Source organism: Streptomyces sp. CA2R106, from assembly GCF_037034245.1.
Classification (GTDB): domain Bacteria; phylum Actinomycetota; class Actinomycetes; order Streptomycetales; family Streptomycetaceae; genus Actinacidiphila.
The window spans coordinates 504,197-527,107 of the sequence record NZ_JBAGKC010000001.1 but is presented as its reverse complement, the minus strand read 5'-3'; the positions used below and the strand labels follow the sequence as shown (position 1 = coordinate 527,107).

The following is a 22,911-nucleotide window of genomic DNA, read 5'->3' as shown; positions in this document are numbered from 1 at the left end:
AAGGCTCCGACGGCCCCCGCTGTCCACACAGCGGGGGTTCGTTGCGTCTTCGGCCCGATTAGGCTGCTCCCCATGGTCGAAAACAGCGGCGCGCAGACTCTGGCGGAGATCGGCGTCATCGGGGGATCAGGGTTCTACTCGTTTCTCGATGATGTGACGGAAGTCACTGTTGATACGCCCTATGGTGCGCCGAGCGACTCCCTGTTCGTCGGCGAGGTCGCCGGACGCCGGGTCGCGTTCCTCCCCCGGCACGGCCGCAAGCACCACCTGCCGCCGCACCGCATCAACTACCGCGCCAACCTGTGGGCCCTGGCGTCGGTCGGCGTACGCCAGGTACTCGGGCCCTGCGCGGTAGGGGGCCTGCGGACCGAGTACGGGCCCGGCACACTCCTCGTCCCCGACCAGCTGGTCGACCGGACCAAGAGCCGGCTTCAGACGTACTTCGACGGCGAGACCCGTGCCGACGGCCGGACACCCAACGTGGTGCACGTGACCTTCGCCGACCCGTACTGCCCTGTCGGCCGGCGCGCCTCGATCGCCACCGCGAGGGCCGGCGGTTGGGAGGCCGTGGACGGGGGAACACTGGTCGTCGTCGAAGGCCCGCGGTTCTCCACGCGCGCGGAGTCCCGGTGGCATGCTGCGCAGGGCTGGTCGGTCGTGGGGATGACGGGGCATCCCGAAGCGGTTCTCGCCCGAGAACTCGGTCTGTGTTACACCTCGTTGACGCTGGTCACGGACCTGGACGCGGGCGCGGACACCGGCGAGGGCGTCTCGCACGAGGAGGTCCTCGAAGTGTTCGCGGCGAATGTCGGGCGGATGCGTGATGTCCTCTTCGACGTGGTCGGGGCGCTGCCGGAGAGCAGCGAGCGGGACTGCCTGTGCGTCGATCCCCTCGGCGGGCAGGACGCCGGCATCGAGCTTCCCTGACTCCGTCCGCCGGGCGAGCGCGCGGGCGTCCGCGCGGGCGTCTGAGCACCGACGGCCGGTCCGGCCGCCGGTTCAGCGGCCGGACCGGCAGCCGGTCCACGGTTCCTGGGCCCGCTCGAACTCCCGCGCCCGTTCGCCGGTTCCTCCCCCACCCGTGGAATCCGGGCGGGGGAGGCGGAGTTGCCGGGGTCCGACAGGGTTCGGCAGCGGTCAGGCGGTGGTGCAGGTGGCGGTGGGCCAGGTCCAGGTGCCGTTGGTCTGGAGTGTGATGCCCCAGGTGTTGCCGTTGCCGTTGGGGGTGGCGACGAGGGTTTGGGCGTCAGGGTAGGAGGCGCTGATGTTCCAGGTGGCGATGATCTTCTCGGGGGTGGGGACGTTCACGGTGACGCGCCAGGCGGAGGAGCCGCTGACAGCGATGCTGAGGTTGTAGCGGTCGCTCCACTGCTCGCCCGCCGTGAACTGTACGGTGCAGCCGCTGCCGCCGCCCCCACCGGTGGTGCCGCCGGTGGTGCCGCCGGTGCTCGTACCGCCGGAAGTGGTGCCGCCGCCGCTGTCCACCGTGATGCTGGAGTTGCCGCTGCTCTGGTAGCCCTCGGTGGCGAGGATCATGTAGTTGAAGGTGCCGAGGTTCATGCCGTGGCTCGCCCAGGCGTCGAAGTGGTTGCCGGTGGTGATGGTGCCGCCGGTGCGCTTGGACTGCCGGACGCTCCAGTACTGGTTGAAGGTCGCGGTGCCGATGATGGAGGGGGCGTTGACCCGCTGGGTCTCGTAGATGTCGTACGTGCCCCCGTCGCTGGTGACGGTGCCCTTGTAGGTGCCGGTGGGCCGGTAGGTGCCGTAGTTGTCGACGATGTAGTACTCGACGAGCGGGTTGGTGGTCCACCCGTACAGGGACAGGTAGGCGTTGCCCGAGGGGTTGAAGCTGCCGGAGTAGTCGACGGCGCGGCGGCTGCCGGTGGCCCAGCCCTTGCCGGCCACGAAGTTGCCGCTGTTGCTCCAGGAGGTGCCGTAGGAGCCGCCGGCGCCGAGGTTCATCGAGGTGGAGCCGCCGCCGTCGGTCCAGAACGAGTAGTAGTAGCCGTTGTTGGTGCCGGTCTGGCTGGTAGTGATGATCGTGTCGGCGTTGGCGGTGCCCGGCAGGATCATCGCGGCCGCGGCGACGAGCGCGGCGGCGCACAGAGTGCCGAGCAGCAGGCGGAACAGGCCCGCTTTGCGGCCGTCCGGGCGGGGCGCGACGGCGCCGCCCGCGGGGGCTTCATGTGTCCGGTTCATCATGTGCGTGCTTCCTCCTTGTGAAGGCGTGGGGGTCAGGCAGCACGGCCCCGACGGAGCGACGGGCGCCCCGCGGTGACGGCGAACAGTGTTGAACCGGCCCATCGGACTGTCAACACTTTCGGCATGATTTACGAAAGAGTCGCCGCCAGTTCGGCAGCGCGGCCGCGCCAATGTCCCTGATCAATGGCCGGATTAGACAGACGAGCCACGGCGGACGCGATCCATGGTTCGCGAATGGCGCACTCGGCGTCGGGCTAAATTCTCGAAACTTTCGCCGATCTTCACGAAGATGCGACAATGCGACGGGACACCCCGAGGCGGTTCCCCGGACGCCCTCCCGTCCACGCGGCCAACCGGCCGCGCGGCGCGCGTCCGGTCGTGGGAGCGCTCCCGGCGCGAACACGACACGGCGGCAAGCCGCCAAGGACCCGCATTGACCGGCGGATCACCCGCGCTGGATTTTTGTGCTGGCCACTCCCCCCACACCACCCCCTCCGACAACGTTGCCGGCTTCCCCCGCCACCTCCGGGAGTCCCCTTGCCAGTCAGACCCATACCCGACCGGCCGGCCACCGCCCGGCCGCGCCCCGCCGCCGCGGCAGCGGCCGCCGCGCTCCTCGCCGTCCTCGCAGTCCTGGCGGTGCTGCTCCCCCAGCAGGCCGTCGCCATTCCGGCCTCCGCCGGGAGCGGCACCGCCGGCGGTTCCAGCGCCAGCGCCAGCGCCGGCTCCGACTCCGGCTCCGGCTCCGGCACGGGCGCCGGCTCGGTCGGCGCCGAACCGGCCTGCGGCACCCCGCAGCCGGGCCACTTCAGCTGCTTCGCGCTGCGCCGTACCGACCGCACCCCCTCCCTCGGCGTGCGGCGCGACAGTTCGGGTGCCGCCGCGGCCCCGGACGGCTTCGCACCGGCCGACCTGCGCGACGCGTACGACCTGCCGGCCGACGGCGGCGCGGGCGCGACCATCGCGGTGGTCGACGCCTACGACAACCCCGACGCCGAGTCGGACCTCGCGGTCTACCGGGCGCAGTACGGCCTGCCCGCCTGCACCAGCACCGACGGCTGCTTCCGCAAGGTGGACGAGTACGGCGGCGCCGGCTACCCCGCCTCCGACGAGGGCTGGGCGTCCGAGATCGCGCTCGACCTCGACATGATCTCCGCGGTCGCCCCGCAGGCCCACATCCTGCTGGTGGAGGCCGACTCGGCCGGCTCGGACGACCTGGGCACCGCGGAGAACACCGCGGTCGGGCTCGGCGCGCAGTACGTCTCCAACTCCTGGGGCGGCTACGGCGACAGCACCGACGATCTGGCGTACGACTCCGCGTACTTCGACCACCCCGGTGTCGCGGTGGTCTTCAGCTCGGGCGACGACGGCTACGGCGTCAGCTACCCGGCGTCCTCGCCGTACGTGACCGCGGTCGGCGGCACCTCCCTGGTGCGCGACTCCAGCTCCCGCGGCTGGGACGAGTCGGTGTGGAACGGCGTCACGCAGGGCGCGGCCGGCCCGCACTGGGGCGCGGGCGGCTCCGGCTGCTCCGCGGTCGAGCCCAAGCCTCCGGCCCAGTCGGCGGTCGACTGCGCCGGCCGCTCGGTCGCCGACGTCAGCGCGGTGGCCGACCCGGCCACCGGCGTCGCGGTCTACAACTCCTTCTCCGACGTGGGCTGGAACGTCTACGGCGGCACCAGCGCCTCCGCGCCGATCATCGCCGGGGTGTACGCACTGGCCGGCACCCCTGTCACTGGCACGTACCCGTCGTCGTACCCGTACGAGCGGTCCGGGTCGCTCAACGACGTGACCCGCGGCGACAACGCCAGTTGCGCGGACAGTTCACTGTGCGGCTACGGCACCACCCCGCAGTGCACGCCCGCCTACACCTGCCAGGCGCAGCCCGGGTACGACGGGCCGACCGGACTCGGTACGCCCGAGGGCACCTCGGCCTTCCGGCCCGGCCCGCACGGCACGGTGGGCGGCACCGTCACTGACTCGGCCACCAAGGACCCGATCGCCGGGGCCACGGTCTCGCTCGGGCAGTACAAGGCGACCACCGACGCCAAGGGCCGCTGGACGCTGGGCATCCCGGCCGGCTCCTACCCGCTGACGGTCACCGCGTTCGGCTACGCCGACGACGACGGCGGGACGGTGGACCTCGCCGACGGGGACGTGCTCACCAAGGACGCGGCGCTGGCCGCGGTGCCCTCGCAGGCGCTGTCCGGCACGGTCAAGGACGGCGGCGGGCACGGCTGGGGCGTGTACGCGAAGGTCACCCTCGACGGGGTCCCCGGCACGGTCTTCACCGACCCGGCCACCGGGCACTACACGGTGAAGGTCCCCATGAACCGGACCTACACCCTGCACGCGACTGCCCTCTACCCCGGCTACAAGACCGCCGACGCCACCGTGGCGGTCGGCGCGGGGCCGAAGACCGCGGACCTGTCGCTGCCCCTGAACACCACCGGCGCGCTGCCACCGGGCTACCAGGTCGCGTACCACGGCGGCGGGCTCCAGTCCTTCGCCAACTCCACGACCCCTGACGGCTGGACGGTGAAGAACAACACCGACGCGGGCGGCTGGCAGTTCGACGACCCGCTCAACCGCGGCAACCAGACGGGCGGCACCGGGCGGTTCGCCGAGGTCGACGACTACGCCCTGGGCTGGAAGGACGCCGACACCGAACTGATCAGCCCTTCGTACGACTTCAGCGCGGAGAAGGACCCGCAGTTGCAGTTCGACACCGCGCTGCCCGCGCTGTACCGGGTGGAGGACCTCACCGCGTCGGTGGACGCCAGCACCGACGGCGGGTCGACGTGGACCACGCTGTGGCAGCACACCGATGTCGTGGGCGGGCCCGCGCACGAGACGGTGCCGCTCACCGCGTACGCCGGGAAGTCCTCGGTGCGGCTGCGGTTCCACTTCACCGGCTCGCTGACCGGCATCTGGCAGATCGACAACGTGGCCGTCGGCACCCCGACGCTGGTCACCCGCCCCGGCGGGCTGCTGGCCGGGCAGGTCACCGACGCCAACACCGGTGACGGGGTGGTCGGCGCGACCGTCTCCTCCGCGGACGCGCCCTCGGACGCCGTGCACACCGTCGCCTCCCCCGGCGACCCTGCCGTCCCGGACGGCGTGTACTGGCTGTTCGCCGCCGCGGGCAAGCAGCAACTCACCGCGGGGCTACCGGGCTTCGGCTACCCGGACGTCACCGCGAAGGCCAAGGTGACCGCGAACGCCGTCACCACCGCGGACTTCGCACTGCACCCGGCCCAACTGCGCTACTCCGTCTCGTCGGTGGCCGCCGACGTGCCGTGGGGGGCCAGCCGGACCGTGCGGGTCCAGGTGAAGAACACCGGCGGCTCGCCGGCCACCTTCTCGCTCGGCGAGCAGGACCTCGGCACGGCGAAGCCGGCCGCCGCGGGACCCGCCGTGCGCCGCACGGCGTCGGCGATGACCCCCAACGGGCTGTTCACGGCAGCACCTTCGAAGGCCGGAGCGGAGAACGGGACGAAGGACGGTACGAAGGCGGGCACGACCGCCGGAGCGAGCGGCGGTGCGGGCCCGTCCGCCACCGCGCCGGCCGCGGACCAGGCGTGGCAGCCGCTCGCCGACCTGCCCACGGCCGTCTACGGCGGGCTCACCGCCGTGGACCAGGGCGTGCTCTACACCGGGCTCGGCGAGACGGCCGACGGCCGCTGGAGCAAGGACTTCTCCTCCTACGACCCGGCCACCGGCACCTGGAAGGCGCTCAGCAGCCCGACCACCGGCCGGATCTACCCCGCCTACGGCGTCATCCGCGGCAAGCTCTACGTCACCGGCGGCCGCGACGCCTCGGGCGCGGCCATCGCCGGTGGCGAGGTCTACGACCCCGCCACCGACACCTGGTCGCAGATCGCCGACCTGCCGCACCCCTACGGCGCACCCGGCTCGCTGGTGATCGGCGACAAGCTCTACCTCGTCGGCGGCTGCGACCTGCTCGGCTGCGGCTACAACGACGTGCAGGTCTACAACCCGGCCACCGACACCTGGTCGGCCGGCGCCCCCTACCCCGAGCCGATCTCCTTCTCCTCCTGCGGCACCGCCGACGGCATCGCGTACTGCGCCGGCGGCGCCTACCAGCCGGCCGACGGGGCCCCCACCGACACCGCCCACACCTACAAACTCGACCCCGGCACCGGCTCCTGGCAGCGGGTCGCCGACGCCCCGTTCGACTTCTGGGGCGGCACCGGCACCGCGGCGGGCGGCAACCTGCTGACGGCCGGCGGCCAGGTGATCAGCGCCTCGGCACTCACCAACGAGGTGCACCTGTACGACCCGACCGACGACTCCTGGTCCGCGCTGCCGAACCTGGCGCAGCCACTGCTGGGCGCATCGTCCGCGCCGGGCTGGTACGTGACCGGCGGCGTGATCGCGGGCAACATCCCGCAGGCGACCGTGCAGGAGCTGGCCGGCTACGGCCAGGCACACGGCGACGTGCCGTGGCTGGCGGCCTCGGCGAAGAAGCTGACGGTCAAGGCCGGCGGCTCGGTCACCGTCAAAATCACCCTGGACGCCAGTGCGTTGACCTCCGCGGACCTCGGCGACCACCGGGCGGCGCTGCTGGTCGACAGCGACACGCCGTACGGGTCGCCGTCGCTGCCGGTCACCATGTCCGTGGTGGCGCCGGCCGGTTGGGGGCTGCTCGACGGCACGGTCACCGGCCGCGCTGCCGACGGCACGACCGCGCCGCTGGCCGGCGCGGTGGTCGAAGTGGACTCCGCGCAGGGCGACTTCACCCTCACCACGGGCACGGACGGCAGGTACGCACTGTGGCTGCCGGCCAAGGACAACCCGCTCACGGTGATCGTGGCCGCCGCCGGCTACCGGCCCGCGACCAGCACCGTACGGGTGGTGGCCCAGGGGGCGGTGAGCGCGGACTTCACCTTGCCGCACCTGTGAGCGCGCCGGTCGGCTGAGCGCTCAGGTCCGCTGAAAGCTCAGGTCCGCTGAGCACTCGGGCACCTTTGAACGCCCGGTCCGTCGAGCGCTCGGGCCTCGGGACACTCGGGTCCGTCGGGCGTTCCCGATCACGCAACACCCGCCCGGCCACGGGCGGTTCGCGGGGCCCGGACGGCTGCTGCTCAGCCGGCCGGGTCCCGCGGCGCTCCCGGCGGCTCCGGCCGCCACCACCCGCGGCTGGCGGCCAGCACCCCGGCCTGGAATCGGCTCGCCGCGCCGAGCCGGGTGAGCAGCGCCTGCACCCGGCGCTGCACCGTGCGGTGGCCGATGCCCAGATGGCGGGCGATGGTCTCGTCGGCCATCCCCATCGCCAGCATCGAGATGATCCGCCGCTCCTCCTCCGTGACGAACTCGTTCGGCCCGACCGACGCCGGCCGGTCCGGCATGTACGGCTGGGCCTGCGCCCACAGCGACTCGAAGAGCGCCGAGAGCGCGTCGAGCAGCGCCGAGGGGTGCACCAGGATGCAGGAGTCCAGCACCTGCGGGGTGGCCAGCAGCGGGATCAGCGCGGCCTGGTCGTCGGCGATGATCAGCTTCATCGGCGCCTGCGGCAGGAAGCGCACCTCCTCGCCCGCGGCGATGTCCAGTTCGACCCGCTCCATCGCGCCGGGCACGTCCAACGCGTCGCGGCCGTGCAGGAAGCGGCTGCGCACGCTGCGGCCGCCGATCACCGTCGCGGAGTTCACCCGGGTGCCGTCGCGGGTCTCGGCGTAAGGCGGCGCGTCGATGCCGCGCAGCTCGCGCTCGGCGCGGTGGAACAACTGCTGGCCGCAGCGGGCCACGCCGTCGCGGCCGGTGATCACCTCGATCAGCGAGGCGGAGTCCCGGTCGCGCCGGGCGTCGCGGTGCCGCTCGGCCAGCCGCTCGATCAGCGCCCGCACCTGCTGGATGTCCCGCTCCCTGGCCAGCAGCAGCACCTCCAGCGCGTGGCCGGGCGGAAGCGCGGTGTACCCGGTCGGGGTGCCCGGCAGCCGGGAGATCAGCCCGCCGTCCTCCAGCCGGACCAGCGCCCCGGCGACCACGTCGGGCTCCAGCCCGGTCCTGCGGGCCAGTTCCTCGATCGGCAGGGGCGGGTTGTCGACCAGGGCGAAGTACAGCGCTTCGGCCGGCTGATCGAGTCCGAGAACTTCGAGCATGGCCACCTCCGCCCAAAAGGTAGCCCCAGCGCGCGACATGGTTGAACCCGGTACCTCAGCATCCCCGGCCCGTACCCGGTGTACCCGGTGTACCCGGTGTACCCGGTGCTCCTGGCCTGTGTCGGGCTGTGCCGGCCTGTGCCCGTGCGGAACATGGACCGGGACCGGGCAGACCTCGCCGCGTACGGCGGCGCCCCGATCCCGCAGTCGTCGCTCTTCATCGGCGGCAAGCTGGAAGACGTCACGAAGTCGGTTTTCCACCGGACACCAGTTGTCCACAGGGGTCGAAACAGCGCTGCGGGAAATGCGTCATCGTGGAGGGGCCGGCTCGATTCGGTCGGCGCCCTCTTTCCACGTAGGACGGTGTCGAGCGTGCCTTTCCCCAACTCTCCCACGGATTCCCCCGCATGCGTTCCCGACGAGCCCTATTCCAAGCCCTCGTCGGATACGCCTCGACCGTACGCGCCACCGCGCATCGTTGTGCCGGACTTTCCTCCGGTCTGCGCCGGCGGACGCGGTGGAGGAAGGTTCGGCGCGGCATTGCGCCGCATGCGCCGGCACCTTGCCACGGGGTTGGGTGTGCTGGCGGTGTTGGCCGCCGTGCTCTCGACTCACGGCACCTCCCCGCGACACGAGCGGGCCGCGCCACGCGGAACTCCGTCGACCGCGACCTCCTCGCCTCCAAGGCCCGCTGAGCAACTGGTGCGGGCGCCCGTACGGATCGCCGACTCGGAGGCGGCCGCCCTTCTGCGCCCTGGCGCGCGCGTGGACGTGCTCGCCGGTGCCCGGGTGGTGGCGTCACGTGTGACGGTCGTAGCGGTACCGCCCAGTCCGGCTCAGTCGCGGCAGACGGCTTCCACCCCGCCGGAGGGCGCCGGTGTGGGCAACGGCGCGCTGATCGTGCTGGCCGTGTCCCGCCGTACGGCAGCGGCACTGTCAGGAGCAGCCGCGGCGTCTCCGTTGGGGGTGGCTCTGTGCTGAATCTCTTCGCGAAGGACCGTCGTACCGCTTCTTTCGCGGGCGCTCTCCATGACGCGTGTCGGTTCTCCACAGCGGCGCGAGAGGAGCACCCTGGCACTTCTGCTCGGGTTCAGGGTGATCGGCATTCCCCGACACATGGACGGGATCACCGTCGCCCCGGCCGACTCGCCCGCGTTCAGAACTGTCGCGAACTGAGTGGCAGGCGGGCACGTCAATCGCCTCGCCGAAGCATTCGATACGAGGGACCGCGCTGGGTCCTGGTCCTTTCGCAGAAGACCGTGCGGGACAGCGACCGTGCGCACCTCGATTGTCCGCACCTCGACCGCCCCGAAAAGGCCGCTGTTCCCACGGCGGACGCCCAGGCACTTCGGACCGGCGCGCTCAGCGAAACGCCATGCGACGAGGTGGCCCCGGATGCCGCTCAGCACAGCCACAACCGCACACCGACGTCCGCTGAGCGCGTCAACCAGACCAAGCGGTGGCACGGACGCCTGTCCGGGGCGGCCGGGGGGATCGGCACCTCCGGCGGCGGGTCAGGGCTGGTTCAGATGTGGTGCGGCGGCTTCTCGTTGAGGAACCGGGTGAAGTCGTCGTCTGCCGTGTCCGCGGGTGCATCGCCCCAGCCGCGGTCGGTGTCGTCGGCCGACGGCCGGTCGAGCGGATCGTCGAAGACGAAGCCGGCACCTGCAGGCGTTGACGCGCCGCCCGAAGAGGGGCCGTCCGAGGAGGAGCCGACTTCCGGCCGGGAGCCCGACGGCAACGGCTCGCTTCCGGTCTCGTCGCCTGTGGTCATGGCACCAGGATACGGCTCTGCGCGGGACTCACGTGAGCAGCGCCCACCCAAGAGGGCGCGTAGAGATACCCCAAGTGTCCGTTTGGGGCATTCGGACGGATATACCTGGCCTCATGGACACTCCGAAGCAGAAGCCGGCTCCGTCCCCAGCGTCCCCGCCCCGAAGCGGGCCCGCGCAGGTGCTGGACATCGACCGAAGCGACCACCAGTACCGTCGCTGGTTGAGCACTGCTGTGGCGAAAGTCCATGCCGACGCCAACAGGTCCGCCGATACCCATTTGCTGTCAGTTCCGCTCCCGGCGGACTGGGGCGTCGACCTCTATCTGAAGGACGAGTCGACTCATCCGACGGGCTCACTCAAGCACCGGCTGGCCCGGTCCTTGTTCCTCTACGCCCTGTGCAACGGCTGGATCAGGCCGGGGCGCCCGGTGATCGAGGCTTCGAGCGGCTCGACGGCGGTCTCGGAGGCGTACTTCGCCCGTCTGATCGGTGTCCCCTTTGTGGCCGTTATGGCCCGCGGGACAGTACGGGCGAAGGTGGACCTGATCGAGTTCCAGGGGGGCAAGTGCCACCTGGTGGACAACCCGAGCGAGGTGTACGAGGCAGCCGCCCGGCTGGCCAAGGAGACCGGCGGCCACTACATGGACCAGTTCACCTACGCGGAGCGGGCGACCGACTGGCGGGGCAACAACAACATCGCGGAGTCGATCTTCAGGCAGATGGCGTCGGAACGCCATCCGATCCCGACCTGGATCGTGGCGACGGCGGGGACGGGAGGAACTTCGGCGACGCTGGCCCGCTACGTGAGGTACGCGCAGGCGACGACGGGCATCTGCGTGGCTGATCCTGAGAACTCGGCCTTCTTCCCAGGTTGGCGGGACAGCGATCCGGACGTGACGACCGCGGCCGGCTCGCGGATCGAGGGGATCGGCAGGCAGCGGGTGGAGCCGAGTTTCGTGCCGGGCGCGATCGACCGGATGATGCGGGTCCCGGACGCGGCCTCGGTCGCTGCTGTCCGCGTCCTGGAGAGGCTCCTGGGGCGGCGCGCGGGCGCGTCGACGGGAACCGGTCTGTGGGCCGCGTTCCGGATCATCTCCCAGATGCGTGAGCGCGGCGAGCGCGGAAGCGTCGTCGGGCTGCTGTGCGATCCGGGAGAACGCTACGTGGAGAAGTACTACGCCGATGCGTGGCTGCTGGAGCAGGGCATGGACATCTCGCCGTATCTGGAGTGCCTGGAGAACTTCCTGCGTACCGGGCGGCTGGACAGTCCCGGCGCGGAGGACTCACGCGGCTGAACTTCATGTCGGCCCGCGGTGGCCGCGTCGGTAGGTGGCGTACCGACACGCGCGCACGCCCACGTCTGGGTGGGTGTCAGACTCCCGTGGCGCCGAGGAGTGTGCCGACGGCGTAGGTGACGGCCATGGCGATGACACCGCCCGCAACATTGCGGAGGACAGCGGGTCGCGCCGGAGCGCCACCGAGGTCGGCGCTGATCCTGCCGCACGCGACCAGCGCGACGACCACGGACACGACGGTGACGGCCAGGCGCCAGCCCTGCGGGGGCAGCACGATGGCGAGCAGGGGCAGCAGGGCACCGACGGTGAAGGACACGAAGCTCGCCCATGCCGCATGCCAGGGGTTGGCGAGTTCGTCGGGATTGATGCCCAGCTCGACGCGGGCGTGGGCGCCCAGCGCGTCGCGGGCGGTGAGCTGTTCGGCGACCTCTTGGGCGAGGTCGTGAGTGATACCGCGTTCTTCGAGCAGGCCGGTGAGTTCGGCGAGTTCGGCCTGGGGAGTCGTCGCGAGCTCTTCGCGTTCGACGGCGAGGGCCGCCCGTTCGGAGTCGCGCTGGGTGCTGACGGAGACGTACTCGCCGGCTGCCATCGACAGCGAGCCGGCGAGCAGCCCAGCGAGGCCCGCGGTCAGCAGCGCGGAACGGGAGTCGGTGGCTCCGGCGACGCCGACGACGATGCCGGCGGTGGAGACCACGCCGTCGTTGGCGCCGAGGACGGCGGCTCTCAGCCAGTTCAGGCGGGTTCCGAGACCGGTGTGGTGCGGCTCACCGGGGTGTTCACCACGGTGGCCGGGCTTTTCCGGTGCGTCGGGTTCTTCGTCGTTGCCGGCGCGGTCGTCGCTCATGGCAGGCAGCGTCTCATTCAGGGCCCGCCCGCGGGCAGCAGGACAGGCCGAACCCCGGCGCGGGGGGGATGCACCGGGGTCCGGGTCTGTGGGTCACGCGGTGCGTGACGGTGGTGGTTACGCCGCTTCGTAGTCCAGTCCGGTGGCGCGGGCCATGCGCTTCAGGTCGGCCAGGGCGTGCTTCTCGATCTGGCGGATGCGCTCGCGGGTGAGGCCGTGTTCCTTGCCGACCTCGGTGAGGGTGCGCTCGCGGCCGTCCACGATGCCGTAGCGGGCCCGGATGATGGACGCGGTGCGGTCGTCGAGGCGGTCGATGAGGCCGTCGAGTTCCTCGCGGCGCAGCATGACGAGGACGGAGTCCTCGGGCGAGGGCGCGGCGCCGTCCTCGACGAGGTCGCCGAATTCGGTCTCGCCCTCGGCATCGACCGACATGTTCAGCGACACCGGGTCGCGTGCCCAGTCGAGGACGTCGGAGACCCGCTCGGGGGTGGAGCCGAGTTCCGTGGCGATCTCGGCGGGTTCGGCGTCGCGGCCGTTCTCGCGGTTGAATTCGCGCTGCACGCGCCGGATGCGGCCGAGTTCCTCGACGAGGTGGACGGGCAGCCGGATGGTGCGGGACTGGTCGGCGATGGAGCGGGTGATGGCCTGGCGAATCCACCAGGTCGCGTAGGTGGAGAACTTGAAGCCCTTTGCGTAGTCGAACTTCTCGACCGCGCGGACCAGGCCGGCGTTCCCCTCCTGGATCAGGTCGAGCAGGGGCAGGCCGCTGCGCGGGTAGCGGCGGGCCACGGCGACGACGAGGCGCAGGTTGGAGCGGATGAAGATGTCCTTGGCGCGTTCGCCTGCGGCGACGAGCGCTTCGAGTTCCTCCCGCTTGGCGTCGCTGCCCGCGGACGCGGGAAGGTCGGCGTCGGCGGCGAGTATGCGCTCGGCGTAGACGCCCGCTTCGATGTCGCGGGAGAGTTCGACCTCCCGGGCGGCGTCGAGCAGCGGGGTGCGCGCGATCTCGTCGAGGTACATGCCGACGAGGTCGCGGTCGGCGACTTCCCCGCCTGCGGCGCGAACGCTGCTGGTCCCACCTGCTTGACGACGGGCGACGGCACGGGTTGCCATGCGTGCTCCCTTTCGAAGGTGCGGTCGGTCTGTTTGTCGGATGGGCTCAGCCGCCTCGCCGGTTTCCGCGTCGCGCGGCTTCCTCAGTTCTGCGACTGCCCCGTCCACTCTGGATAACGACTGGAATACGGACACAATTCCCATGTCGCCACCCGTTTTTTATGATCATGCAGTACCCTGTTTCGCCACACAGAGAGGCCGCACGGTGGCAGATCGTATGGACGTGCAGGTCGGGCCAGGCGGCGAGGCCGATCTGACAGCTCTGACGGACATCTACAACCACTACGTCCGCGAGACGGCCGTCACGTTCGATGTCACTCCCGTCACGCCCGGCGAGCGCCGCCCGTGGTTGCTCTCCCATCCGGAAGACGGCCCTCATCGGCTGATGGTTGCTCGGCTACCCGGTTCGGGCGGACGGATTCTCGGTTACGCGACCAGTAGCGCGTTCCGGCCGAAGGCGGCGTATGCGACGTCGGTGGAGACGAGCATCTATCTGGCGCGGGATGCGTGCGGGCGCGGTATCGGGACGTTGCTCTACGGGCGCCTTTTCGAGGCGCTGGCGGGCGAGGACGTGCACCGGGCGTACGCGGGCATCGCCCTTCCGAACGACGCCTCGTTGCGCATCCACGAGCGGTTCGGCTTCCGGCAGGTCGGCGTGTACGAGGAGGTGGGCCGCAAGTTCGGCGTCTATCACGACGTGGCGTGGTTCGAGAAGCGGCTCACCTGACAGCTCGCCCCCGGCGCCCGGCCCCCCGGGGCGCCAGCCGACGAGATTCTTTGAACTCTCAACCGCATCGGATATCGTCGAGGCAGACGCTTGAAACTTCAAGGAGGCGCGATGACCACGGCGACCCCTGAGCGCATGCCCGCGCTCTACCTCTCGCACGGCGCGCCGCCGCTGGCGGACGACCCGGTGTGGCCGGGCCAACTCGCCGCCTGGGCGGCCGATCTGCCCCGGCCGAAGGCCATCCTCATGGTTTCGGCGCACTGGGAGGAGGCGCCGCTGGCGATCGGCGCGATCAGCCGCGTGCCCCTGGTGTACGACTTCTGGGGCTTCCCCGAGCACTACTACCAGGTGACGTACGACGCCCCTGGCGCCCCGGCGCTCGCCGACGATGTGCGCAAGCTGCTGCGTGGCGCCGGCCGGCCGGTGCAGGACGTGCCGGACCGCGGACTCGACCACGGGGCCTACGTGCCTCTGGTGGAGATGTTCCCGGAAGCCGACATCCCAGTGCTCCAGGTGTCGATGCCGACCTTGGAGCCGGAGAAGCTGATGGAGGTCGGGCGCCGGCTGGCGCCGCTGCGGGATGAGGGCGTGCTGATCGTCGGCAGCGGCTTCTTCACGCACAATCTGGCCGCGCTGCGGCATGCGGGCAGCGGACCGCCGAGTTGGTCGGCCGAGTTCGACGACTGGGGGCACCGGGCGCTCGGCGCCCAGGACGTCGATGCGCTGCTGGACTTCGAACGCACCTCCCCCTCCGGGCGGCTGGCGCACCCGAGGACCGAGCACTTCGCGCCGCTGTTCGTCACCCTGGGCGCCGCGGAGGCCGAACTCGGCAGCCAGCGCAGCGTCATCGACGGCTTCTGGATGGGGCTCGCCAAGCGTTCCGTCCAGTTCGGCTGAGCACGAGGACGCCACGCGTACGCGGTCGGCGTCCTCCTTGCGCACGACGAACGGCAGGTCCCCGCGGCTTCCGGAAATCCGGGGCTGCGGGGACCTGCCGTTCGTGGTTCGGCACCCTAGGGTGCCTGGTCGGGCGTCAGTGTGCGACGACCGGGATGGGGATGTCCTCGACGGAGTCGTCGCTGCCGGCACGGGTGCCCGTGTTCTGGACCCCGGCGTTCAGGAAGGTGAACGCGATCGCGGAGGCCGCCAGCAGGATGCCCATCGCCACGTAGATGGCGACCGAGTAGCCGTGCACCGCGCCTTCGTTGATCAGCAGCGGGTTCTTACGGTCGGCAGCCGTGTGGATGTGGCTGGTGGCCCAGGAGGTGGTCGCGCTGGCCGCCAGGGTGTTCAGCAGCGCGGTGCCGATGGAACCGCCGACCTGCTGCGAGGTGTTGACCATGGCGGACGCCACGCCGGCGTCCTCCGGCCGCACGCCGTAGGTCGCCAGGCTCATGGCCGGCATGAAGGCCGTACCCATGCCCAGGCCCATGAGGACCAGACCGGGCAGCAGCACCTCAGCGTAGCTGGAGTCGACCTTGATCTGGGCGAGGATCGCCATGCCGATCGCGGCGACCAGGAAGCCGGGCGCCATCAGCAGCCGCGGGCGCACCCGCAGCATCAGGCGCGCGCCGATCTGGGTGGAGCCCACGATCATGCCCGCCACCATCGGCAGGAAGGCGAAGCCCGACTTGAGCGCCGAGTATCCCTGGACCTGCTGGAGGTAGTAGGTCAGGAAGAGGAACAGGCCGAACATGCCGATGACGGCCAGGCCGAGCGACAGGTAGATACCGCCGCGGTTGCGGTCGGTGACGACGCGCAGCGGCAGCAGCGGCGCCTTGACGCGCCCCTCGAGGTAGGCGAAGCCGGCCAGCAGCACGACAGCTGCCACGAACAGGCCCAGCGTCACAGCCGAGGTCCAGCCGTCGGTTTCGGCACGGCTGAAGCCGTAGACCAAGGAGATCAGGCCGGCGCTCGCGAGGACGACGCCCGGGATGTCGAGCCGGTTGCGGTTGCGCCCGGTGGCGGGCTCGTGGACGTACAGCACGGCACCGATGACAGCGACGATGGCGAACGCGATGTTGACGAAGAGCACCCAGCGCCAGTTCAGGTACTGGGTCAGGACGCCGCCGAGGATGAGGCCGACCGCCGCGCCTGCACCGGCGATGGCGCCGTAGACGCCGAACGCCTTGGCGCGCTCCTTGGCGTCGGTGAACATCACCGCGAGCAGCGACAGGGCGGCGGGCGCCAGGAGCGCGCCGAAGGCGCCCTGAAGGGCGCGGGCACCGTAGAGCATGGCCGGGTTGACCGCGGCGCCGCCGATGGCGGAGGCGGCCGCGAAGCCGAGCAGGCCGACGACGAAGGCGTTCTTGCGTCCCCACAGGTCGGCGATACGGCCGCCGAAGAGGAGCAGACCGCCGAAGGCGAGGGTGTACGCGGTGATGACCCACTGGCGGTCGCCGTTGGAGATGCCGAGCGCCTTCTGGGCGGACGGCAACGCGATGTTCACGACGGTCGCGTCGAGCACCACCATCAGCTGGGCGAGCGCGATGAATATGAGCGCTGTCCAGCGCTTCGGATCGGGTTGGAGCTGTTCAGACATGAGTGGTCTCACAAAACGAGTTGCGGAGTGACAGGACGTGGGGACGTTTGTCAGCAAGCGGTCCGGGGCCGGATCGGCATCCAGGGGCCCGGGTCCGGCGTACAAGGGTGTTCATGCGGGGACGAGCGGTCTTCTTCGACGCCCGGTCGGCCGCCGTGCTGTCGGCCGTTGGTTGATGCGATCCACGAAGCGATCGGCACGAGGCGAAGTCGCCAACGGTAGTGCCCGCTGTGGGCGCGGGCGAACGGTTAATGGCAGCCTTGCAGGTCCTCCAGGGTCGCGGCGGTGCCCTCGAGCGTCGAGCGCGCCGGAGCACGCAGTCCGTCGAGGAAGAGTTGCAGGTGGCGTCGGACGAAGCGGTCGAAGCCGACGCAACCGCTGCCCGGCAGCGGCCGGGTCAGCTGCGTCAGCGCGACCGTCAGGTCGCCGACCGCGATGTCGCCGCGCACCTGGCCCGAGCGCTGGGCCCGGTCCAGGATCTCGGTGATCGCGTGCTCCATGCGGAGCGCTTCGGGCTCCACCGCGGGATCTTTGCGGTCGAACGCGGACGACAGCATGGGACACAGGGCACCTATGCGCTCCTCGGCCGCTTCGAAGGCGAAGCGCTGGAGTGCCGAGAGCGCGTCGGACTCCTCGGCGAGGGCGTCCTCGGCGCGCCGCGCGATACGGGCCATCACCGCCAGGGCGACCTGGCGGACGAGTTCGGCGCGGTCCGTGAAGTGGCGGTAGAGCGTGGCGTTGCCGACGCCGGCGCGGCGCGCCACCTCGTCCAGGGGTACGTCGGGGCCGAACTCCACGATCGCCTCGCGGGCGGCGTTCACGATCCGCTCGCGGTTGCGGGTGGCGTCGGCACGCAGCCTCGCGGCGCGCGGCTTGGCAGCGGCGGTGGTGGTGAGGTCGAGCGTCACGGCCAAGCTCCTTCCGGCGATCCGGTCCTGGTGTTGCACGGTGTACGCCGGTCCGAGCGGCCCGACGCCGAAACGGAGGCTGTCCCCGTTTCCGTACGCCTGGTTAAACGGGGAGTTGATCCCCGGATATTTCCCGCGCCAAAGTGACGCGCATCACATTGATCGAGCTATTTTATTGAACATTCAACGAAGTTCCCCTATGATGTGTCCATGGAGTGGCTGACCGAAGACGAGCAGGCGACCTGGCGGGCGTTCCTGCAGGCGACGACCCTGCTGGAGGACCATCTCGACCGGCAGCTCCAGCGGGACGCGGGCATGCCGCACATGTACTACGCGCTTCTCGCCACACTCTCCGAGACGCCCGAGCGCCGGATGAGGATGACCGAGCTCGCCGAGCGGACCAAGATCACCCGCTCCAGGCTGTCGCACGCGGTCTCGCGCCTGGAGGGCAACGGCTGGCTGCGGCGCGAGGACTGCCCCTCCGACCGCAGGGGCCAGCTCGCCGTACTGACCGACGCCGGCCACCAGGAGCTGGTGCGGACCGCCCCCGGCCACGTCGCGGCGGTCCGCGCGGCGATCTTCGACCGGCTGAGCCCGGAGCAGGTGGAGCAGCTCGGCGAGATCTCCCGGATCATCGCGGACGGACTGCACCACCCGCCGGGCGCCGACCTGCCCTGGCGGCGCTGAAAGGCCGTCAGAAAGCGCCTGAGCGGGCTCCTGCGGCTCTTTCGTCCCGAAAGGGGCCCGGGGATGCCTCTCGGGGCCGTACAAGCCGTCAGCGGCGCCCTGAGCGGGCCAGCCACCGGCCCTCGTGGCGGCTGACCTCGATCGGGCGGCCGAAGCACTCGGTCATCCGCTCGGCGGTGAGGACCTGCTCGGCGTCGCCGGAGGTGAGCACACGACCCTCCTTGAGGAGCAGCACGTGGCCGATCGCCGGCGACAGCTCCTCCAGGTGGTGGGTCACAGTGATCGTGGCCAGCGAGGTGCGTGTGGCCGCCAGGCGGTGCATGGCGTCGATCAGGTCCTCGCGGGAGGGCAGGTCGAGCGCGTTGAACGGTTCGTCGAGCAGCAGCAGCGACGGGTCGGCCATCAGGGCCCGGGCCACCAGGATGCGCGCCCGCTGGCCGCCCGAGCACACTCCGTAGGCGCGGTCGGCGAGTTCCTTGATCTCCAGTTCCGACAGCAGGGTGTGCGCGCGTTCGCGCACCTCGTCGTCGTACTTGCGCCACAGCGGCTGCACGGTGCCGGTGTGGCCGGTCAGTACGACGGTGTGCGCGGTGGCGTCCTGCGGCACCTTCTGCGCGGAGGAGACCAGGCCGATGTGGGCGCGCAGCTCGCGCATGTCGACCTGGCCCAGGCGGTGGCCGAGCACCTCGACCGAGCCCGTCGTCGGGTGCATGAGGGCGCCGATCAGCCGGAGCATGGTCGTCTTGCCGGCTCCGTTGGCGCCCAGCAGCGCCCAGTGCTCACCGGAGCGCACGGTCCAGTCGATGTCGTCGAGGATCACCTGGCCGGTGGTGTATCGGCGGACGCTGACCGCGTCGAGTGCCGCGACCACCGGCGGCGTGGAACCGGTCGTGTCCTTGCCGTTCGCTGCCATGGAGAAACGGTAGCTGTACGCACCATCGGCCTGCGGCGGCGTTCCGCGATGTGGATACGGTGCGGCCGGGTCACATCGGGGCGCCGCCCTGGGCGGTCGGGTCGGAAAGGCTCGCCGGCACGCCCCGCCGGTACAGCAGCAAGGTGACCACGAAGCCGACCGCGAAGAAGCCGGCCGACCACCAGTAGGCCACCGAGTAGCTGTGCAGCTGGGCCTGGGCCGCGACCCCCGCCGAGGGGCGCCGGGACGACGCGTAGCTGGTGGCCGCGCTGAGCGCCAGGGTGTTGAGCAGCGAGGTGCCGATGGAACCGCCCACCTGCTGCGAGGTGTTCACCATCGCCGACGCCACGCCCGCGTCACGGGGCTTCACCCCCGCGGTGGCGAGGTTCATACCGGTGGCGAAGATCATGCCCAGGCCCGCGCCCAGCAGGAGCAGCGGCGGCAGCACATGGGCGGCGTAGGTGCTGTGCGCGTCGAGCGCCGTCAGCCACACCATGGCGCCGCCGCCCAACGCCATGCCGGTCGGGACGATCGGCTTCGCGCCGTAGCGCGGCACGAGGGCGTTCGTCGTGGTGACGGACACGATCATGATGACGGCGACCATCGGCAGGAACGCCAGGCCGGTCTTCACCGGCGAGTACAGCAGGGTGCGCTGCAGGTAGTAGGTCAGGAACAGAAACACGCCGAACATGCCGGCACCCGAGATGAACATCGCGAGGAAGGACGCGCCGCGGTCGCGGTCGCCCACCACGTGCAGCGGCAGCAGGGGCTGGCGGGCGCGTCCCTGCCACCACACGAAGGCGATCAGGAGCAGGCCCCCGGCGACCAGGAAGCCCCAGGTGCTGGTCGCGCCCCATTGGTGGCGTTCGGCGTTGGAGAAGCCGTAGACGATGCAGAACAGGCCGCCGGAGACCAGGAGCGTGCCGGGCAGGTCCAGGGCGGGGCGGTCCGGCGGGCCGCCCGCGTGCAGCAGCCGTGAGCCGCCGACGAAGGCGATCAGGGCGAAGAACAGGTTGACGTACAGGCACCAGCGCCAGTTCAGGTACTCGGTGAGCAGGCCGCCCAGCAGCAGGCCGACGGCGCCGCCCGCACCGGCGATCGCGCCATAGATGCCGAACGCCTTCGCGCGCTCCTTGGGGTCGGTGAACGTCGTCGTCAGCAGCGACAGGGCGGCGGGCGCGAGCATCGCGCCGAACATGCCTTGCAGGGCGCGGGCGGCGACCAGCACCTCGAAGCTCCCGGCGGCGCCGCCGATGGCGGACGCGACCGCGAAGCCCACCAGGCCGATCAGGAACATCCGTTTGCGCCCGATGAGGTCAGAGAGCCGGCCGCCCAGCAGCAGCAGGGAGCCGAACGCGAGCGCATAGGCGGTGACGATCCACTGCCGGTTGCCGTTGCTGAAGCCCAGGGCCGTCTGGGCGGACGGCAGCGCGATGTTCACGATGGTCGCGTCCAGGACGACCATCAGCTGTGCGAGGGCGATGACGCTCAGTACCCACCAGCGGTGGTTCGGACTGTCGACGAGGCTCGGACGTCGGCGGCGCTGGCTGCCGCCCTCCACGTCCGAGCCCGTGGAGCTGTCCTCGGTGCCACGGGCCATGAGGTGGTCTCCTTAGCGCGAATGCGCACCCCCCGGGGTTGCTTCCACGCTAGGCGGAGCTCCGGATGGCTGCCACGCGGGAGAGTGACGGCACCCTGCCACGGCGCCGGTCGTGCCGGTGTCAGGCGGGGCGCGGCAACGGGGCCCAACTGGGCGCCGCGGCCGGTGCTGCGAGGGGTCCGGGGAGCCGCCCGCGCCCGGGCCCCGTCCCGGGCGCGGCGGCAGTTCCTGCGTCCCCGGTCCTGCGGCCTACGGCCGGGGCGAGGACGCGGGGATCACCCGCGACCGCCATCGGGCGACCGTCCCGGGTGGCGATGACGGTCACGGAGCGGTCGGCCGCGCGGTGGCCGGTGCGGCGCGCGAGCGGCCCGCGGGTCAGGGGACGCACGGGCGCGATGCACCCGCCCCGCGCGGAGGGGGTCGCTCCCGCCGCACTCCCGCATGCCCTGAGCAGCAGACGCACGTGCACCGGTGTGCCCTTCGTGTGACCCTGCCGCGCGAACCGGACTTCGCCGGACCTACGGCATCGACAAAACGATCTTTAACCGGCGACTCCGCGCGCATAACCCGCTGTCACCCGGATGGCGCGGCTCGACGGGCGTGGTGGCGCATCCGCGTGTATGGCGAGATCGGGCCATAGCGAGGCAGCAAGGGTGCAGGCGTGCCAGGTACGCCGGGTGTGCGGGCATTCGATCCGCTGATGTGCGTGATCGACGCGCAGGTCACCCGTACGGGGACGGCCGCGGCAGTTCACGTACGCACTAACAGCGCGCGCGGCGAGCGCGCTGAGGCCGTTTTCTGAAGGCGGAGGGTGCGGGGGCCGAGTGGTTCGGCGAGGCGGCGAAGGAGCGTACGGATGGCCGGCGACGTGGGCGGCGCGCGCTCCGGAGACGACGGCCGGGTCCCCCTCGACGCGGAGGAGCTGGCGGCGCTCGACGCGCTGCGGGCACGCCTTCCGGCACACCACAGGCTGCGGTCGGCGATCTCGGCCGTGTTGATCACCCTGGCCGCGCTGATCGCGCCGCTGAGTGTGGTCGCCGTGTGGGTGGCGGACGACATGGCGGACACCGGCCGCTATGTGCAGACGGTCGCGCCGCTGGCGTCGAAGCCTGACGTCCAGGCGGCGGTGACCGCCAATGTCACCGACGCGATCATGCAGCGGATCGACATCGACACCCTGCTGTCGGAGGTGGCGCCGGACAAGCGGCCCGGCGTCAAGGCGGCACTGGGGGCGCTGGGCGGTCCGATCACCGAGGGTGTCAGGAGCCTTGTGCGCCAGACGGTCGCGTCGTTCGTGGCGAGTGACGCGTTCAGGACTCTGTGGGTGCAGCTCAACCGCCAGGCGCACACGGCCTTCATCGGCGTCCTCACCGGGGACACCGGCAGCGCGGTGCGGGTGCGGGGGGACGCGGTGGAGCTGAACCTGGCGCCGGTCGTCGAGCAGGTGAAGAAGCGGCTGGTGGACGGCGGGCTCACAGTGGCGTCGCACATCCCGCAGGTGCGGGTGGAGTACACGCTGCTGGAGTCGGCGGATGTGCAGCGGGCCAGGACCGGCTTCCGGATACTGCAACTGGCCGGGAACTGGCTGCCCTGGATCACCTTGCTGCTGGCCGGCGGCGGGGTGCTGCTGGCGGCCCGCAGGCGGCGTGCGGTGGTGACGGCGGCGCTGGCGGTCGCGGCGGGCATCGCGGCGCTCGGTGTCGCGCTGTCGGTGTTCCGGATCGTCTACCTCGACCATCTGCCGACGAACATCGACCAGCAGGCGGCAGGGACGGTCTACGACCAGATGGTGCGCTTCCTGCGGGAGGCGGTGCTCATGCTGGTCGTGCTGGGTGTGGTCGTCGCCCTGGGTGCCTGGGTGAGCGGCGGCGGCCGGTGGGCGGTACGGGTCAGGGCGGCGTGGGAGTCGGGGATCGCGGCGGTCAGGCAGGCCGCCGGGGTGCGGGCCGTGCCGGTGGGGTCCTGGGTGCACCGGTACCGCCACCTGCTGCACTGGCTGGTGGTCCTGGCGGCGGCTGCCGTACTGGTGCTCTGGTCGTACCCGACCGGGATGGTCGTCTTCTGGATCGCGCTGGCGGCGCTCGGGGCGCTGGCGGTCGTGGAGTTCCTCGACGACCGCCGCCGACCGGGCGGGCCGACGGGCAGCGCCGCTTAGCGCGTACGGGAGCGTGCGTGTGCCGGTGC

General features: G+C 71.3%; 16 protein-coding genes. 7 read left to right on the top strand and 9 right to left on the bottom strand.

All coding sequences use genetic code 11. The features are described from left to right. Positions 1 to 72 precede the first annotated feature (72 nt). Positions 73 to 927 (top strand): S-methyl-5'-thioadenosine phosphorylase, encoded by an 855-nt coding sequence (locus WA788_RS02330; protein WP_335970971.1) that lies wholly within the window; start codon positions 73 to 75, stop codon positions 925 to 927. Positions 928 to 1,137: 210 nt separating this feature from the next. Here WA788_RS02330 and WA788_RS02325 read toward each other — a convergent pair whose 3' ends face one another. Then, positions 1,138 to 2,073: a glycoside hydrolase family 11 protein gene (locus WA788_RS02325; protein ID WP_435131346.1), complete on the bottom strand. Its 936-nt coding sequence runs from the start codon at positions 2,071 to 2,073 to the stop codon at positions 1,138 to 1,140. A gap of 666 nt (positions 2,074 to 2,739) precedes the next feature. Here WA788_RS02325 and WA788_RS02320 point away from each other — a divergent pair. Next, complete coding sequence (locus tag WA788_RS02320; protein ID WP_335970969.1) at positions 2,740 to 7,128, top strand: carboxypeptidase regulatory-like domain-containing protein; 4,389 nt, start codon at positions 2,740 to 2,742, stop codon at positions 7,126 to 7,128. A gap of 182 nt (positions 7,129 to 7,310) precedes the next feature. Here WA788_RS02320 and WA788_RS02315 read toward each other — a convergent pair whose 3' ends face one another. Together WA788_RS02315 and WA788_RS02310 are read right to left on the bottom strand one after the other, a co-directional pair. Beyond that, positions 7,311 to 8,324: a helix-turn-helix domain-containing protein gene (locus WA788_RS02315; RefSeq protein ID WP_335970968.1), complete on the bottom strand. Its 1,014-nt coding sequence runs from the start codon at positions 8,322 to 8,324 to the stop codon at positions 7,311 to 7,313. Between the two features lie 1,525 nt (positions 8,325 to 9,849). Continuing rightward, entirely contained in the window at positions 9,850 to 10,098 is a 249-nt protein-coding gene (locus tag WA788_RS02310) for a hypothetical protein (protein WP_335970967.1), read from the bottom strand. Between the two features lie 113 nt (positions 10,099 to 10,211). Between WA788_RS02310 and WA788_RS02305 the strand changes: the two genes are divergently transcribed. Next, entirely contained in the window at positions 10,212 to 11,393 is a 1,182-nt protein-coding gene (locus WA788_RS02305) for a PLP-dependent cysteine synthase family protein (protein ID WP_335970965.1), read from the top strand. A gap of 76 nt (positions 11,394 to 11,469) precedes the next feature. On the opposite strand, the gene WA788_RS02300 is transcribed toward WA788_RS02305, so the two are convergent. Together WA788_RS02300 and WA788_RS02295 are read right to left on the bottom strand one after the other, a co-directional pair. Beyond that, a complete protein-coding gene (locus tag WA788_RS02300) occupies positions 11,470 to 12,237 on the bottom strand; it encodes a VIT1/CCC1 transporter family protein (RefSeq protein ID WP_335970962.1) in 768 nt (255 codons plus the stop codon). Between the two features lie 117 nt (positions 12,238 to 12,354). Further along, positions 12,355 to 13,350 (bottom strand): sigma-70 family RNA polymerase sigma factor, encoded by a 996-nt coding sequence (locus WA788_RS02295; RefSeq protein WP_335970960.1) that lies wholly within the window; start codon positions 13,348 to 13,350, stop codon positions 12,355 to 12,357. 217 nt (positions 13,351 to 13,567) lie between these two features. Between WA788_RS02295 and WA788_RS02290 the strand changes: the two genes are divergently transcribed. Continuing rightward, positions 13,568 to 14,077 (top strand): GNAT family N-acetyltransferase, encoded by a 510-nt coding sequence (locus WA788_RS02290; RefSeq protein WP_335970958.1) that lies wholly within the window; start codon positions 13,568 to 13,570, stop codon positions 14,075 to 14,077. A 111-nt stretch (positions 14,078 to 14,188) separates the two neighbouring features. Continuing rightward, positions 14,189 to 14,974, top strand: a complete 786-nt coding sequence (locus WA788_RS02285) for a dioxygenase family protein (RefSeq protein WP_335970957.1) — start codon at positions 14,189 to 14,191, stop codon at positions 14,972 to 14,974. Between the two features lie 136 nt (positions 14,975 to 15,110). Here the strand turns inward: WA788_RS02285 and WA788_RS02280 are convergent, their stop codons facing one another. Both WA788_RS02280 and WA788_RS02275 read right to left on the bottom strand, forming a co-directional pair. Then, the gene (locus WA788_RS02280) at positions 15,111 to 16,619 is read right to left on the bottom strand and encodes an MFS transporter (RefSeq protein WP_335970956.1); all 1,509 of its coding nucleotides are present in this window, start codon (positions 16,617 to 16,619) and stop codon (positions 15,111 to 15,113) included. A 248-nt stretch (positions 16,620 to 16,867) separates the two neighbouring features. Further along, on the bottom strand, positions 16,868 to 17,527 hold the full coding sequence (locus WA788_RS02275) for a TetR/AcrR family transcriptional regulator (RefSeq protein ID WP_335970955.1): 660 nt from the start codon (positions 17,525 to 17,527) through the stop codon (positions 16,868 to 16,870). A gap of 210 nt (positions 17,528 to 17,737) precedes the next feature. Between WA788_RS02275 and WA788_RS02270 the strand changes: the two genes are divergently transcribed. Beyond that, positions 17,738 to 18,214, top strand: a complete 477-nt coding sequence (locus WA788_RS02270) for a MarR family winged helix-turn-helix transcriptional regulator (RefSeq protein ID WP_335970953.1) — start codon at positions 17,738 to 17,740, stop codon at positions 18,212 to 18,214. An 88-nt stretch (positions 18,215 to 18,302) separates the two neighbouring features. Here the strand turns inward: WA788_RS02270 and WA788_RS02265 are convergent, their stop codons facing one another. Continuing rightward, positions 18,303 to 19,127, bottom strand: a complete 825-nt coding sequence (locus tag WA788_RS02265; RefSeq protein WP_335970952.1) for an ABC transporter ATP-binding protein — start codon at positions 19,125 to 19,127, stop codon at positions 18,303 to 18,305. Positions 19,128 to 19,197: 70 nt separating this feature from the next. Continuing rightward, on the bottom strand, positions 19,198 to 20,727 hold the full coding sequence (locus WA788_RS02260; protein ID WP_335970951.1) for an MFS transporter: 1,530 nt from the start codon (positions 20,725 to 20,727) through the stop codon (positions 19,198 to 19,200). Positions 20,728 to 21,583: 856 nt separating this feature from the next. Between WA788_RS02260 and WA788_RS02255 the strand changes: the two genes are divergently transcribed. Continuing rightward, positions 21,584 to 22,882 carry a hypothetical protein gene (locus tag WA788_RS02255; protein ID WP_335970950.1) on the top strand — a complete coding sequence of 433 codons (1,299 nt, stop codon included), beginning with the start codon at positions 21,584 to 21,586 and terminating at the stop codon, positions 22,880 to 22,882. Positions 22,883 to 22,911: the final 29 nt, after the last annotated feature.